Raw genomic sequence first — 15,263 nt, 5'->3', positions numbered from 1 at the left:
AAGTCCGGACTCGGGCGTCAGAACTACCGACTCAACGGGGGAGCGAGCTCGGCGAGCCGGGCCAGCGCCTTCGGGAAGATCTCCGCGGGCGGGGTGACCAGGCCGGCGCCGACCTGGCCGACGCCGGCGACCTTGCCGGCCATGCCGGTGTTGATCTGCGGCAGGATGCCGGTCCGGCAGACCTTCGTGACGTCGACGCCGCTCGGGACGCCCTGGAACTCCAGCACCGGGACCGCCCAGCGGGGGTTCTCGCCGAGGGTGATCTCGTGCATCCGACGGGTGGTCGCCAGCGCGTCGGGGACGCTGCCGCCGACGAAGCGGACGATCGCGGGAGCGGTGGCCATCGCGAAGCCGCCGATGCCGGCGGTCTCGGTGATGGCGGAGTCGCCGATGTCGGGGTTGGCGTCGTCGGGGCCGTAGTCGCCGAGGAAGAGGCCGTCGGCGAGCTGGGCGGGCCCGGTGAACCACTCGTCGCCGGTGCCGGAGACCTGGATGCCGAAGTCGGTGCCGTTGCGGGCCATCGCCACGACCATCGTCGAGCCCGGCACGTCGCGGCCCGCGTCCAGCGCGAGCTTGCAGGCGGGCATCGCGAGGTTGAGGAAGAAGTGGTCGTTGCCACCGATGAAGCGCAGCGCCTCGGCCGCGTCCTTGGCGTCGGCGCCCCCGGCGACCATCGCGGGGGACAGGTCACGCAGCAGCATGAGCGTCCCGGCGCGGTTGCGGTTGTGGGCCTCGTCGCCCATCTGCAGCATCTGGGTCAGGATCCCCGTGACGTCGACCGGGCCGTGCTGCTCGGCGGTGTCGCGCACCGCCCCCTGCAGCAGCGGGCCGAGCACGTCGCCCATCCAACGCAGCCGGGTCAGCACCTCCGGGCCGTAGGCGCCGTAGCGCAGCACCTTGCCGAGGCCCTCGTTGAGCGTGCAGTGGGTACGACGGCCGGTGGCGGGGTCCTCCAGGACCCACATCCACATCGACGGGGTGACCACGCCGGCCATCGGGCCGACCGAGTCGCGGTGGTGGCACGGCTCGAGCGAGACGGACGACCCGGACTCGAACAGCGCGACCGCGTCCTCGGGGTCGTCGACCAGCCCCTCGAGCGCGGCGCCACCCATCAGCGCGCCGCGCAGGGGGCCGGAGGCGCGGTCCCAGGTGATCGGGGGGCCGGCGTGCAGGAACTGGCCGGGCTCGAGGCCGAGCAGCTCGGAGGCGGGCGCGACGTCGACGAGGCGGGCCTGGACGTCGAGCATCTGCGCGAGCGCCTGCTCGTTCGCCGCCCGGCGGCGCGGGTCCGCGGCGACCCGGGCGAGGTCGTCCTCGGTGCCGGGCATCGGCGGGCGCCAGTCGACGCGGGTGACGTCGACGGCCTGCGCGGTGACCGCGTCGGCGAACAGGTCGGCGCCGACGCCGACGACGTGGGTGGGAGCGGCGGTCATGCGGCACCTCCGACGAGCTCGATCGCGCGGCGGGTGGCCGCGGCGTTGGACAGGTGGACCTCGGCCCCGGCCTCGGCCAGGGTGCGGACCTGCCGGTCGAGGTCCTGGGGGTCGAGGCGGGTCCCGACGACGGCGACGACCACGGGCACGTCGATGCCGGCGAGCGCCGGGGCGAGCCCGCCCGCGGGGTCGGCCTCGGCGCCGTGGCCGAGCACCACGTCGAGCAGCAGCACGCCGGTCGCGGGGTCGGCGGCGGCGCGGGCGAGGTGCTCGAGCCGCAGCGTCGGGTCGATCATCGGGTGGGCGCGGCCCCGGGTGAGCGTGTCGTCGCCGAAGTCGACCATCGTGTGGCCGTCGGCCAGCAGCTCGGGGCCGAGCGCGAGGTCGGGGGAGAGCGGGATGTTGCTGCGGATGGGACCCAGGGACTCCGCGGCGATCAGCATCGCCTCGTCGCAGAGGGTGCCGCCGACGAAGAGACCGCGCAGGTGGCCGCGCCCCTTGGGCTTCGCGGCGCCGGTCACCGGCCACTCCGGCACTTCGCGGCCGAGCCGACGCAGCACCGCCTCGGCGGCCGTGGTCAGGTCCGGCTGGCCCTCGCCGAGCAGCGCGAGCTCGACCGGGGTGGACAGCGACGCGGCGTACTCGCGGATCTCCGCGGCGACGTCGTCGGCCGGCGGCTTGGAGACGAGCACGGCGAGCTCGACCGACGGGTCCTCGTCGAGCCGGCGCAGCGCCTCCCGGGTGGACAGCCCGCGCACGTCGGCGGACAGGTCGCGGCCGCCGACCCCGAGGGCGGAGCCGACGCCGACGCCGGCGTGGTCGAGCAGCGAGAGCAGCTGCTGGCAGCCCGTGCCGGACGCGGCGACGATGCCGACCGGACCGGGGGAGGTGGCGTTGGCGAAGCCGAGCCCGACGCCCCCGACGACGGCGGTGCCGCAGTCGGGGCCCATCACGAGCAGCCCTCGCTCGCTCGCGGTCCGCTTCAGTGCGAGCTCCTGCTCGACGGGCACGTTGTCGCTGAACACCATGACGTCGCGGCCGGCGTCGAGGGCGTCCATCGCCTCGACGAGGGCGCTGGCGCCCGGGACGGAGACCAGCACGACGGCGTCACCGGCCCCGCGCAGCGCCGCGCCGGAGGTGCGCGGCGGCGCCACCTCCGCCGCCCCGGTCGTACGCCGGGTGGTGGCGGCCAGCGCGGCGTCCACGGCGGACAGCGCCTGGCCGAGGTCGCCGTCGGGGGCGAGCCGCAGCGCGACGACGAGGTCGTTGGGCCCGGCCTCGGCCGGCACCGCGAACCCCATCGACGTCAGCACGTCGACGTTGAGCGGGGTGGCCATGGCGACCTGGGCGGCCTCGACGCCGGGGGTGTCCTGCACGGACCGGCTGACCTGGAGCAGTGCCACGGAGTCGGCGTAGGCGCCGCTCCTGACCTCGACGTGGTCCTTCATGCCGCGTGGGCTCCTTCCGTGGGGGTCCGGGTGAGGGCGTGGCGGGCTCCGGCGAGGAGCCCGGCGCCCGAGGTGTGGCCGACGGCGAGCAGCGCGGCGGTGCGCTCGGCCGCCGCGGGCCCGGGGGTGGTGAGCCACGCGCGCAGCTCGGGGAGCGCCTCGCCGTGCAGGGCGCAGTCGAGCAGCGTGGCCGAGAGCAGGGTGGTGCGGGACAGGTGGTCGCGGACGGCCCGGTCGACGTCGGGGGTGGCGGTCCCCAGGGCCCGCGAGGTCGCGAGGAAGCCGGCGACGAGGTCGTCACCGAGCGGGGTGAGGCCGCTGCCGTGGCCGACGAGCCGGGCGACGGCCGCAGGGTCGATCCCGTGCGGCGCCCGCGTCGCGAGCAGGTCGAGGGCCTCGCTCCAGCCGTCGTGGGCCGGGACCGGCACGTCTGCGAGTCGGCGGGCGGCGTCCGGTCCGAGCGCGCGGACCGCGACGTCCTCGACGCGGCCGACCACCAGCGGACTACCGTCGAGGTGCAGGACCCCGGCCGCCACGTGGACCACCGGGGCGCTCGCGCCGAGGTGGGGCAGCCGGGTGCGCACCGCGTTGGGCACCTGCACCGCGCCGGTCGCCAGCACGCCCACGCACCAGCCACCGAGGTCGGCGTACACCGCGGCCGGGCCACGGTGGACCACCGGCACGGGGCCCTCAGGCGCGGCGCGCAGCCGCTCCAGCACCCGGCGCGGAGCGCTCGCGGGCACCCGGTCGGGCACCGTCTGGGGCACCCGCTGCGACCGGCTCATGTCCTCGACGCTAGTGGCCCCGGGATAGGTTTGCCGATGTGAGGTTGTGCCAGCGATCCGCCCCTGGGGGTGCAAGAGTTGACAGGTGACCGCGAGGCGGGCGCCAGCGCCGCCCTGGCTCGGGTCGACGCGCTGCACACCGCCCTGACCGACATCGTGCTCGAGGGAGGCGACCTCGGCCGGATCGCCGAGGAGGTCGGCCGGGTCCTCGACGTCGGGGTGCTGGTCACCTCCAGCGACGGCCGCGAGCGCGCCGCCCACCTCGGCGACGACCACCGCGCCGCGCTCGCCGAGCACGACCTGCTCGACCCGACCGGGCGGCTCCGCGTCGAGCGGGTCCGCGCCGAGGGCACGCCCCTAGGGGCAGGGGAGGTCCGGTCGCTGCGCATCGCGGCCGGGGGCGAGGACCTCGCCCGGCTCGTGTCGTGCCGCACCGGCTCGACGATCGACGAGGCCGACGTCCACGCCCTGGAGCGGGCCGCGGCGGTCGCCGCGCTGCTCATCACCCGCGAGGCCGCGGTCACCGCCGTGGAGAACAAGTACCGCGGCGACTTCCTGCGCGACGTGTTCCTGCGCCGTGCCGGCACCCCGGAGTACGTCGAGGAGCACGCCGCCACGTTCGGCTGGCGGCTGGACCGGCCGGTCGTCGTCGCGGTCGCCGAGCTCGACCCGACCGACGGGGAGGACGGCCCGCCGACCGGGGAGCAGCGCCGGCTGTGGCAGGAGCGGTTCTCGGCGGCCTGGCGCCAGGTCACCGCGACCGTGGACCCCGGCGTCCCGTGTGTCGACTTCTCGTCGGAGGTGGTCGCGCTGCTGCCGGTCCCCGACGGCGACTCCGGTGAGCAGATGGACGACCTCGCTGCCGAGGTCGTGCACCGGGTGGTCGCCGCCGTGCGCGGCGACCGGGGCGGCGGGCGCAGGCCGTTCTCGGTGGGCGTGAGTCGCGTCGCCGCCGACCTCGACGCGCTTCCCGAGGCGTACGCCCAGGCCCGCCGGGCGGTCGACGTAGGCCGCCGGGTCCACGGTGGCGCCTCGACCACCTTCTTCGACCAGCTCGGCGTGCACCGGCTGATCGCGCTGGTGCCCGACCCGGCCGAGCTGCGCGCCTTCGCCCGGGACGTGCTGGGCCCGCTGGCAGAGCAGACCCCCGAGACGGCCGACCTCCGGGAGACGCTGAGGGTGCTGCTCGACACCAACTTCAACGTGGCGGAGGCGGCGCGCGCCCAGTTCTTCCACTACAACACGATGCGCTACCGGGTGGGCAAGCTCGAGAAGCTGCTCGGCCCGCTGTCGTCCGACCCGCACCTGCGGCTCGACGTGGCCGTGGCGCTCCGGGTGCTCGAGATCGGCGCCTGAGGCTCCGGGAGCGCGTCCCGGGGTGGCCCCCGGTTGGCCCCCGTTGACATGGCCCGGTCGGGTCATTGTGGGCGACGCGCCGTGAAGGTGTGCCAGTGCGGAGGGGGTTCCTTCGGCATCGTCTGACGATGAGGGTGTGTGATCCGGCCCACTAGCGTGAGGCCTCTCGGGGGTCAGCGCACGACGCGTCATCCAAGAAAGGAACGTCATGTCGATGTTCAAGTGGGAGGTAGTCGACCCGGCCCCCGGCCAGGCAGTCGCTCCTCACCAGCGCCTCGCCTGGGGCAAGACCACGGGTCTCGGTGCCCAGCACGTGATCGCGATGTTCGGGGCGACGTTCGTCTTCCCGATCATCATGGGCCTCAACCCCAACCTCGCGATCATGATGAGCGGCATCGCGACGGTGTGCTTCCTGCTCATCGTCAAGGGCAAGGTCCCCAGCTACCTCGGCACCTCCGCCTCGTTCGTCGGTGGCGCGGGTGCCATCTACGCGCAGGGCGGCGGCCCCGCCGACGTCACCGGTGCGATCCTGGTCTCCGGTGTCGTCCTCGCCGTCGTCGGCATGCTGATCCACTTCGCCGGCGCGGACTTCGTCAACCGCCTGCTGCCTCCGGTGGTCACCGGTGGTGTGGTCATGCTCATCGGCTTCAACCTCGCCGGCGTCGCCACCGACATCTACCTGCCCGCGGACCGCTGGGTCGGCATCGTCACGATGCTCGTGGTCATCGCGATGGCCGTGGGCCTGCGCGGCTTCCTCGGTCGGATCGCGATCTTCCTGGGCCTGCTGTTCGGCTACGTCCTCTCGGCCGTGCTCGATGTCATCGGCGTCGGCGGCGTCGAGGGCGACCGCGTCAACTGGGACGGCGTGCGAGACGCCGCCTGGTTCGGCTTCCCGCGCCAGACGGCCGAAGGCCTCGTGGGCAACCAGAACGAGCTCGGCAACCTCGCCGAGGTCGGATGGCACCTGCCGAACTTCTCGATCACCTTCGCCCTGCTCGCCATGCCGGCCGTCATCGCGCTGGTCGCCGAGAACATGGGCCACGTCAAGGCCGTCTCCGGCATGACCGGCGCCGACCTCGACCCGGTCATGGGCAAGGCCGTCGCCGCCGACGGCGTCGGCACCGTCATCGCCACCTCGGTCGGCGGCTCGCCGACCACGACGTACGCCGAGAACATCGGCGTCATGGCCGCCACCCGGGTCTACTCCACCGCGGCCTACTACGTCGCCGCGGCTGTGGCGATCCTGCTCGGCCTGGTCCCCAAGTTCGGCGCCCTGGTCAGCGCGACCCCCGCCGGCGTCCTCGGCGGCATCACCTTGGTGCTGTACGGCATGATCGGCCTCCTCGGCGCCAAGATCTGGATCGAGAACCACGTGAACTTCGGCAACCCCGTGAACCTCGTTCCGGTCGCCGCGGGCCTCACGATGGGCATCGGTCTCGACACGACCGGCTTCTTCAACGTCACCGAGGACTTCCCGCTCGGCGGCATCGCCATGGGCACGCTGATCATTGTCTTCGGCTACCACCTCGCCCGCGCGATCGCTCCGGCGGACGTCGAGGGAACGATGATGTCGGTCGGGACCCCCGGCGCCCACGAGGACGACACGAACGACCCCCGCCACAAGGGCTGAGGAGACCAGTGAAGCCAGCACCCTTCGCCTACGTCCGCCCGGACTCGCTCGACGAGGCGCTCACCGCGCTCGCCGGAGCCGACGGGGCGAAGGTGCTGGCCGGTGGCCAGAGCCTCGTGCCGCTGCTGTCGATGCGGCTCGCGGCCCCGACCACCCTGGTCGACATCAACGGCGTGCCGGACCTGGACGCCGTCACCGTGACCGGTGACGGCGTCCGGGTCGGCGCGCTGGCCCGTCACGCCGACGTGCTCGCCTCGGCGGAGGCGCGCGAGGTCCAGCCGCTGCTGGCGCTCGCGCTGGCGCACGTCGCCCACGGCACCATCCGCAACCGCGGCACCACCGTCGGCTCGCTCGTCCACGCGGATGCGGCGGCCGAGATGCCGGTCGTGCTCCGGCTGCTCGGCGGCTCGGTCGAGGTCGCCTCGCTGCGCGGCCGCCGCACCATCGCCGCCGACGACCTGTACATCGGCCCGCTCGAGTCGTCGCTCGAGGCCGACGAGATCGCCGTCTCGGCGTTCTTCCCGGCGCTGCCGGCCGGCACCGGCGTCGCCTTCGACGAGATCGCCCGCCGCCACGGCGACTACGCCCTGTGTGGTGTGGCCGCGACCGTCCGGCTCGACGGCGACCGCGTCGTCGAGGCCCGGGCCGGCTACCTCTCCGTCAGCGACCTGCCCACGGTCGTCGACCTGACGGCACAGCTCGCGGACGGGATCGAGGACACCGCGCTGGCGGCCGCCGGCGAGGAGGCGCTGCGCCACCTCGACCCGGCCGGCGACATCCACGCCACCGCCGACTACCGCGCCCAGCTCGCCCGGGTGCTGACCACCCGCGTGCTCCGCGCGGCGTACGACGACGCCCGCGCCCGGACCAGCTGAGCGCCGTCCGCACCGCCTGACAGACGACCCCGACCCCAGAGGACACGTCGCATGACCACCCCCGCTGCCGAGGCGCAGCACCGGATCCGGCTCACCGTCAACGGCCAGGCCCACGACCTCGAGGTGCCCGCGCGGCGGCTGCTGTCCGACGCGCTGCGCCACGACCTCGGCCTCACCGGCACCCACGTCGGCTGCGAGCACGGCGTCTGCGGCGCCTGCACGATCCTGGTCGACGGCCGGCCGGTCCGCGCCTGCCTGATGTTCGCGGTCTCGGCCGTCGACACCGAGATCACGACCGTCGAGGGGCTGGGGAACCCCGACGGCTCGCTGGGCCCGGTGCAGCAGGCCTTCAAGGACTGCCACGGCCTGCAGTGCGGCTTCTGCACCCCCGGGTTCCTCACCACCATCACCGCCGGCCTGCAGGAGAACCCCTCGCCGACGCGCGAGGAGGCCCGCGACATGATCGCCGGCAACCTGTGCCGCTGCACCGGCTACCAGAACATCGTCTCCGCGGTGTGCCGTGCGGCCGAGATCGCCAGGGAGACCGGCGAGCAGGCCGGCGAGCAGGCCGGCAGCCCGGCGACCGACCAGTCCGGGGCGGGGGAGGCGTCGTGACCACCAAGCTCATGGGCTCCGGCGTCCGTCGCGTCGAGGACGACCGGCTCGTCACCGGCAAGGGCCGCTACGTCGACGACGTCGCGGTCGGCCAGACGCTGCACGCCGCGGTGCTGCGCTCGCCGCACGCCCACGCCCGGATCACCGACATCGACGTCGCCGACGTGCTGGACCTCGAGGGCGTCCACGCCGTGTGGACGTACGACGACCTCGCGCCGCTGGCGCCGGCCATGGGGGAGCCGCTGCCGCTGCTCATCCCGCACCCCGCGCTCGTCCACGGCCGCACCCAGTACGCCCTCGCCCGCGACGAGGTCAACTACGTCGGCGAGGCCATCGCGTTCGTGGTGGCCGACGACCGCTACCTCGCCGAGGACGCCGTCTCCCGGATCCGGGTCTCCTACGAGATGCTCGAGCCGGTCGTCGGCATCGACCGTGCCCGCGGGGCGTCGGCGCTCGTGCACGACGACGTCCCCGGGAACGTCGGCGCCCGACTGGAGCAGGAGAACGGCGACGCGCGTGCCGCGATCGCCAAGGCTCCCCACACGCTCTCGCTCGACCTCACCATCGAGCGGTCTGCCTGCATGCCGATGGAGGGCCGCGGCACCGTCGCCCGCTGGGACCCCGACGTCTCGCGGCTGACCGTGTGGACCTCGACGCAGACCTCCACCGGTGTCCGCGCCGCCGTCGCGGCCAAGCTCGGCCTCGATCTCGGCCAGGTCGACGTGGTCACCCCCGACGTGGGCGGCGGCTTCGGCGTCAAGATCAACCATCCGTGGCCCGAGGAGCTGCTCGTGCCGCTCGCGGCCAAGGCCCTCGGTCGGCCGGTGAAGTTCACCGAGGACCGCCGCGAGCACTTCATCTCCTCCGCGCACGAGCGCGGCCAGGTCCACCACGTCGAGGTCGGCTTCGACGACGAGGGCCGGCTGCTCGGGCTCGACGTGCAGTTCTGGCACGACCACGGCGCCTACACGCCGTACGGCCTGATCGTCCCGATCATCACCTCCACCCAGCTGCTCGGCCCCTACAAGCCGCAGAACTACCGGGTGGTCTTCGAGTCGCTCTACACCAACACCGTGATCGTCACCCCCTACCGGGGCGCCGGCCGCCCGCAGGGCTGCTACGTCATGGAGCGGACGATGGACGCCATCGCGGCGTACCTCGGCAAGGACCGCACGGAGGTCCGCTCGGCGAACTTCATCCAGCCGGACGAGTTCCCCTACGACCACGGGCTGATCTTCCAGGACGGCCGCGAGCTCGAGTACGACTCCGGCGACTACCCGGCGTCGCTGGAGAAGCTCAAGAAGCTCGTCGGCTGGGACGAGTTCCCCGCGTTCCGCGAGGAGATGGCGGCGCAGGGCCGCCGGGTCGGCATCGGCCTGGCCTGCTACGTCGAGGGCACCGGCGTCGGCCCCTACGAGGGCGCCCACGTCCACATCGAGACCTCCGGCAAGGTGAAGGTCGCCACCGGCCTGACCTCGCAGGGACAGGGGCACCAGACCGCGTTCGCCCAGGTCGTGGCCGACACCCTCGGCGTCCGGTTCGAGGACGTCGAGATCACCACCGGCGACACCCGCCGGATGCCGTACGCCGTCGGCACCTTCGCCTCCCGCGCCGCGGTGATGAGCGGCTCCGCCATCCACCTCGCCGCGCTGCGCGCCAAGGAGAAGGCGCTGCGGATCGCCGCCGACGCGCTGGAGGCGGACGAGTCCGACCTCGAGATCGTCGACGGCGTGGTGTCGGTCAAGGGCACCGACTCCTCGATCGACCTCGGCACCGTCGCGGTGCTCTCCAACCCGCTGCGCTACGCCTTCGACGAGGCGTCCAAGGCGGCGACGCAGTTCAGCGTCGGCGACCCCGGCAAGCCGCCGGTCGCCGAGGACGACGAGCCCGGCCTGGAGGGCAAGGACTTCTACAGCCCCGAGCGGTCGACGTTCGCCTCCGGCATGCACGCGGCGATCGTCGAGACCGACCCCGACACCGCCGAGATCAAGATCCTCAAGTACGCCGTCGTCCACGACTGCGGCCACCTCATCAACCCGATGATCGTGGAGGGCCAGATCCACGGCGGCGTCGCGCAGGGCGTCGGCGGCGCGCTGTACGAGCGGATGGCCTACGACGAGTCCGGGCAGCTGCTCAACGCGTCGTTCATGGACTTCCTGATGCCCTACGTCACCGAGGTGCCGGAGTCGATCGACATCGACCACCTCGAGACGCCCTCGCCGCTCAACCCGCTCGGCATCAAGGGCGCCGGCGAGGCCGGGGTCATCCCGTCCGCCGCCGTGTTCGCCGCCGCGATCGAGGACGCCGAGGGCATCCCGATCCGGGCCATGCCGATCTCCCCGTCCGAACTGTTCGACCTCCGACGTGACAAGGAATCCTCGTGAAGATCGCCGGCGCCAACACCCTGTCCCACCCCGTCGCCACCGTCTGGGACTCGCTGCTCGACCCGGCCGTCCTGGTCCGCACCATCCCGGGTTGCGAGCGGCTCGAGGCGACCGGTGAGCACCAGTACGCCATGACCGTCACCGCCGGCGTCGCCGCGATCAAGGGCACCTACAACGGCGCCTGCGCGCTCTTGGACCTCGAGGAGCACAAGTCGCTGGTGATGAAGCTCCAGGGTGCCGGCGCCCCCGGCACCGTCGACGCCACCGTCCAGGTGCAGTTCGAGGAGGTCGCCCCCGGCGAGACCCGGATCTCCTGGGACGCCGACGCCGTCGTCGGCGGCATGGTCGGCGGCGTGGGCCAGCGGATGCTCTCCTCGGTCTCGAAGCGGATGGCCGGCGAGTTCTTCGACAACGTGGGCCGCGCGATCAGCGGTGGCCCGGTCGCCGCGGCTCCTGCCGCCGGCGCCGCCGCCCCGGCCGCGGGTGTCGAGGCCGGCGCCCCCGCCGCCCCCGGCCAGGTCTTCACCGCCCCCGCCAGGGCCGGCGTCTCCTCCCAGGACGACTTCCTCAAGGGCGTCGCCGTCGGCGCCGGGCTGGTGCTGGTGGGTGTCATCGTCGGCGGCCTGTTCGGGCGCCGGCGGTGAGGTCGGTAGCGATCCCCGGATATCCGGGGATCGCCTCGCTTCTCGGCCACCGGAGTGCCTTGGAAGTGCAGCGAGTGGCCGAGCGCTGTGACGGGAGGGGCCGATGGGAGAGCTGACCGTCGACTCCACCGCCCGCGAGATGGCGGCCGCGATCCGCGGCCGCGCCATCTCCGCGCGCGAGCTGCTCGACCTCCACCTGGCCCGCATCGCCGAGCGCAACCCCGAGCTCAGCGCGATCGTCTCGCTGGACGAGGAGCGGGCCCGCGAGGGAGCCGCGGCCGCCGACGAGGCCACCGCGCGCGGGGACGAGCTCGGCCCGCTGCACGGCCTGCCCCACGCCTTCAAGGACACCCACGCCGTCGCCGGCTGGCGCACCACCTACGGCTCCCCGCTGTACGCCGACCACGTGCCGGAGGCCGACGAGCTCCTGGTCGAGCGGGTCCGTGGCGCCGGCGCGGTCGTGATCGGCAAGACGAACGTGCCCGAGTTCGCCGCCGGCTCCCACACCTTCAACAGGGTCTTCGGCACCACCCGCAACCCGGTCGACCCGTCCCGCAGCGCGGGCGGCTCCTCGGGCGGCGCCGCGTGCGCCCTCGCCGCCGGCATGGTGCCGCTGGCCGACGGCTCCGACATGGGCGGCTCGCTGCGCAACCCCGCCAGCTTCTGCGGCGTCGTCGGGCTGCGGCCGAGCCTGGGCCGGGTGCCCGAGTGGCCGCTCTACAACCAGTGGGAGACCACCTCGGTGGGCGGGCCGATGGCCCGCAACGTGGGTGACCTCGCGCTGCTGCTGTCCGTGCAGGCCGGCCCCGACCCGCGCGCGCCGCACGCCCTGGCCGACCCGGGCGCGGCGTTCGCCCCGCCGCTGCGCGGCTCGCTGGCCGGGCTGCGGGTGGCGCTCTCGGTCGACCTCGGCGGTGCGCTCGACGTCGACCACGACGTGGCCGCGGTGGTCGAGGCCTCGGCTGCCACGTTCACCGGCGCCGGCGCCGACGTGGCCGGCGCGCACCCCGACCTGTCGCTCGCCGACGACACCTTCCGCACCCTGCGCGCCTGGCACTTCCAGGCGAAGCTCGGGCGGCTGCTCGCCGAGCACCCTGACGCCTTCAAGCCCTCGCTGGCCGACAACATCCGCGCGGGGGAGGGCCTCACCGGCGCCGACGTCGCGCGCGCCTACGCGCAGCGCACCGCGCTGGCGGAGACGATGCGGATCTTCTTCCAGCAGTACGACGTGCTGGTGCTGCCGGTCTCCCAGGTGCCGCCGTTCCCGGCCGACCAGGAGTTCCCGCACGAGATCAACGGCCGCGCGATGACGACGTACCTCGACTGGATGCGGTCGGCGTACTTCATCACCGTCACCGGCTGCCCGGCGATCTCCGTGCCCTCCGGCACGACCCCGGAGGGCCTGCCGGTCGGGATCCAGGTGGTCGCGCCGCACGGCGCCGACCGGAGGCTCCTCGAGGTCGCCGCGGCGTTCGAGGCCGTCCGCGGCTCCTGACCCGCCGGGCCACCGCGCTGTCGCGTTCTGCGGACATCCCCCGGTACAGGCCCGAACTCAAGTAGGTTCGGCCCATGGGGGAGCCTGCGCCTGTGCGACAGCAGCGGCGCGCGTTCGCCGCGATGGTGGCGCTCGTCGCCGTCCTCCTCGCGCTCTTCGCCTACCTCCTCAGCGGCCTCACGTCGCCGGCGACCGGCCACACCGCCAGCAGCGTCGGTTTCCTCACGGTCGGGCTGATGGCGACCGGCAGCGCCCTGTACCGCAGGGCCCAGACCAGGGGTCGCCGGCGCCAGATGTGGACCCTGCTGGCCTCGGCAGGGGCCGTCGCCGTGACCTCGAACCTTTACGCGGCGGCGACCGGCTGGGACGGCATCTCGCCCAACCCCGTGGCCGAGCTGGGGATCGGCACGGCGCTCTTTCTGGCAGTGGTCGGGGTGCTGCGCTACCCCGTGGTGCGCCGGCGCGGCATCGACGCCGCGCTGATGACGCTCGACGGCGTTGTCACCGCGGGGTGCGTCCTGGTCGTGGCCAGCGTGCTCGTGTTCCCGGAGCTCGCCGAGGGCACGGCCACGGCGCGGGCCGGAGCCCGCATCGCGACCTTCGCCTTCCCCGTGCTCGACGTCGTGCTGGCCACGGTCGCGCTGATCATGCTCCAGCGGACGTCCGGCCGCGACCGGGCCGTCCTCGGGCTCCTCACCGTCGGGTTCGTCGCCTACGCCAGCGCCGACCTCGTCTACGCCGTGCTCGTGGTGCAGGAGCGGTTCCAGTACGGCACGCTCCACGACCTGGGCTGGATCGGTGGGTACCTCACGATCAGCCTGGCGGCGTGGTTGCCCAGCACGTTGGCCGACGGCCCGGCGACCCCCCGCAGCCACGGCGGCTCCGACGCCCGCGGCACGCTGCTGGTCTTCGGGATGCTCATCGGCGCCGCCGGGGTGCAGATGGCCTTCAGGGACTCGCCGTCGCTCGGCCTGGTGCTCATCTGGCTGGTCGTCATGGCGGCCTTCGGCCTGCGCCAGGTCCTGCTGACCACCGACAACGAGTCGCTCCGGCGGGGCCTCGAGCGCCGGGTCCGCGCCCAGACGGCCGACCTCAGGCGCCTCGCACGCGAGACGGACGCGCTGCTGACCTCGGTGCGCGACGGCATCTACGGCGTCGACCCGCACGGCAACGTCACCTTCGTCAATCCGTCGGCCGCGGACGCCCTCGGCCGGCCGACCGCGGACCTGCTGGGCCGGCACGCCTGCGCGACCTTCCACTCCGACGCCGAGGGCGGCCACCCCGGCGGCCCGGAGGCCTGCTACGTCGTCCAGGCGATCCGGTCCGGCGCCGTCGCCAGCAGCCTCGAGGACGTCTACTCCCGCGGCGACGGCGCGACGTTCCCCGTCGAGGTCACCGCCAGCCCGCTGATCGAGGACGGCGAGTCCCGCGGCGCCGTGGTCGCCTTCCGTGACGTGACCCAGCGCCGCGAGGTCGAGCGGATGAAGGGCGAGTTCCTCTCGGTGGTCAGCCACGAGCTGCGCACGCCGCTGACGTCCATCCGCGGCTCGCTCGGCCTGCTGGCCGGTGGCGCTCTGGGTGAGCTGAGCCCGCGCGCCACCTCGATGGTCTCGATCGCCGTCCAGAGCAGCGACCGGCTCACCCGCCTGATCAACGACCTGCTCGACCTCGAGCGCATCGGCAGCGGCGCCCGGCCGATGGAGATCGCCACCGTCGAGGCCCGCCACCTCGTGGCCACCGCGGTCGGCCAGATCCAGGGCATGGCGTCACCGGCCAGGGTCGAGGTGGTCGCCGGCTCCTGTCGCGGCCGCGCGCTGGCCGACGAGGACCGGGTGATGCAGGTGCTCATCAACCTGCTCGGCAACGCGGTGAAGTACTCCCCGGCGAACGGCCGCGTGCTCGCCGAGGCCGAGGAGCGGAACGGCCACGTCCACTTCAGCGTGCGCGACGAGGGCGGCGGAATCCCGCCGGACATGCTCGACACCATCTTCGAGCGCTTCCAGCAGGTCGACTCCTCCGACACCCGCCGCCAGGAGGGCACCGGGCTGGGCCTCGCGATCAGCAAGGGGATCGTCGAGCGGCACGGCGGCCGGATCTGGGCGGAGAGCCAGCTCGGCCGCGGCACGACGGTCCACTTCACGATCCCCGCCGCGCCGACCGCCGTCCGGGTCCCCGACGCCGGCCCGGTCGACGGGCCGACCGTGCTGGTCTGCGACGACGACGCCACCGTCGTCGACGTCTTCAGCACGTTCCTGCGCCGGCACGGCTTCCGCGCGGTCGGCGTGAGCAACGGCGCCGATGCGCTGGCCCGGGTCCGGTCGCGACCCGTCGAGGCGGTGGTCCTGGACCTGCACATGCCCGGCTGCACCGGCGCCGAGGTCCTGGCGAGCATGCGGGGCGACGAGAGCACGGCCCGGGTCCCGGTGGTGCTCGTCTCCGCGAACGGGCCCGAGGTGGAGCCCGGCCTCGCCGACGAGGTGGACGACTGGCTGGTCAAGCCGGTGTCGGAGGAGCGGCTGGTGGCGGCGGTCTCCCGGCTGCTGCAGAAGTCACGGGCTGCCGGGGTTTCGGCCACCGCCGACGGGGGAGGAGAGTGAC

Annotated in this window: 11 protein-coding genes; 8 read left to right on the top strand and 3 right to left on the bottom strand. The window is 73.9% G+C overall.

Translation table 11 applies throughout. From position 1 onward, the window contains the following. Positions 1-23: 23 nt before the first annotated feature. From ACFP2E_RS12990 to ACFP2E_RS12980, 3 genes are read right to left on the bottom strand one after another with little or no spacing between them, the layout of a single operon-like run. Positions 24-1,433 carry a DUF1116 domain-containing protein gene (locus tag ACFP2E_RS12990; RefSeq protein WP_378523581.1) on the bottom strand — a complete coding sequence of 470 codons (1,410 nt, stop codon included), beginning with the start codon at positions 1,431-1,433 and terminating at the stop codon, positions 24-26. Continuing rightward, positions 1,430-2,881: an FdrA family protein gene (locus tag ACFP2E_RS12985; RefSeq protein WP_378523580.1), complete on the bottom strand. Its 1,452-nt coding sequence runs from the start codon at positions 2,879-2,881 to the stop codon at positions 1,430-1,432. Before ACFP2E_RS12985 ends, ACFP2E_RS12990 begins: the two co-directional genes overlap by 4 nt. Then, the gene (locus ACFP2E_RS12980; RefSeq protein WP_378523579.1) at positions 2,878-3,666 is read right to left on the bottom strand and encodes a DUF2877 domain-containing protein; all 789 of its coding nucleotides are present in this window, start codon (positions 3,664-3,666) and stop codon (positions 2,878-2,880) included. Before ACFP2E_RS12980 ends, ACFP2E_RS12985 begins: the two co-directional genes overlap by 4 nt. Positions 3,667-3,744: 78 nt before the next feature. Here ACFP2E_RS12980 and ACFP2E_RS12975 point away from each other — a divergent pair, with 78 nt between their 5' ends. From ACFP2E_RS12975 to ACFP2E_RS12940, 8 genes are all read left to right on the top strand, one after another. Continuing rightward, positions 3,745-5,022 (top strand): PucR family transcriptional regulator, encoded by a 1,278-nt coding sequence (locus tag ACFP2E_RS12975; protein ID WP_378523578.1) that lies wholly within the window; start codon positions 3,745-3,747, stop codon positions 5,020-5,022. A 208-nt stretch (positions 5,023-5,230) separates the two neighbouring features. Beyond that, positions 5,231-6,652: a uracil-xanthine permease family protein gene (locus ACFP2E_RS12970; RefSeq protein ID WP_378523577.1), complete on the top strand. Its 1,422-nt coding sequence runs from the start codon at positions 5,231-5,233 to the stop codon at positions 6,650-6,652. Positions 6,653-6,660: 8 nt separating this feature from the next. After that, positions 6,661-7,527: an FAD binding domain-containing protein gene (locus ACFP2E_RS12965; RefSeq protein ID WP_378523576.1), complete on the top strand. Its 867-nt coding sequence runs from the start codon at positions 6,661-6,663 to the stop codon at positions 7,525-7,527. Between the two features lie 51 nt (positions 7,528-7,578). Next, entirely contained in the window at positions 7,579-8,142 is a 564-nt protein-coding gene (locus ACFP2E_RS12960; RefSeq protein ID WP_378523575.1) for a (2Fe-2S)-binding protein, read from the top strand. After that, complete coding sequence (gene cutA / locus ACFP2E_RS12955; RefSeq protein WP_378523574.1) at positions 8,139-10,526, top strand: aerobic carbon-monoxide dehydrogenase large subunit; 2,388 nt, start codon at positions 8,139-8,141, stop codon at positions 10,524-10,526. The genes ACFP2E_RS12960 and cutA overlap by 4 nt, the downstream gene beginning before the upstream one ends. Further along, entirely contained in the window at positions 10,523-11,170 is a 648-nt protein-coding gene (locus ACFP2E_RS12950) for a carbon monoxide dehydrogenase subunit G (RefSeq protein ID WP_378523573.1), read from the top strand. Before cutA ends, ACFP2E_RS12950 begins: the two co-directional genes overlap by 4 nt. Positions 11,171-11,273: 103 nt before the next feature. Further along, positions 11,274-12,665 carry an amidase gene (locus ACFP2E_RS12945; RefSeq protein ID WP_378523572.1) on the top strand — a complete coding sequence of 464 codons (1,392 nt, stop codon included), beginning with the start codon at positions 11,274-11,276 and terminating at the stop codon, positions 12,663-12,665. 92 nt (positions 12,666-12,757) lie between these two features. Continuing rightward, entirely contained in the window at positions 12,758-15,262 is a 2,505-nt protein-coding gene (locus ACFP2E_RS12940; RefSeq protein WP_378523571.1) for an ATP-binding protein, read from the top strand. The last annotated feature ends 1 nt before the right edge of the window (position 15,263 follow it).

It is taken from the genome of Nocardioides sp. GCM10027114, assembly GCF_042659625.1.
Lineage (GTDB): Bacteria > Actinomycetota > Actinomycetes > Propionibacteriales > Nocardioidaceae > Nocardioides.
Note: the sequence above shows the minus strand (reverse complement) of the source record. Positions and strands in the feature narration are given on the sequence as shown.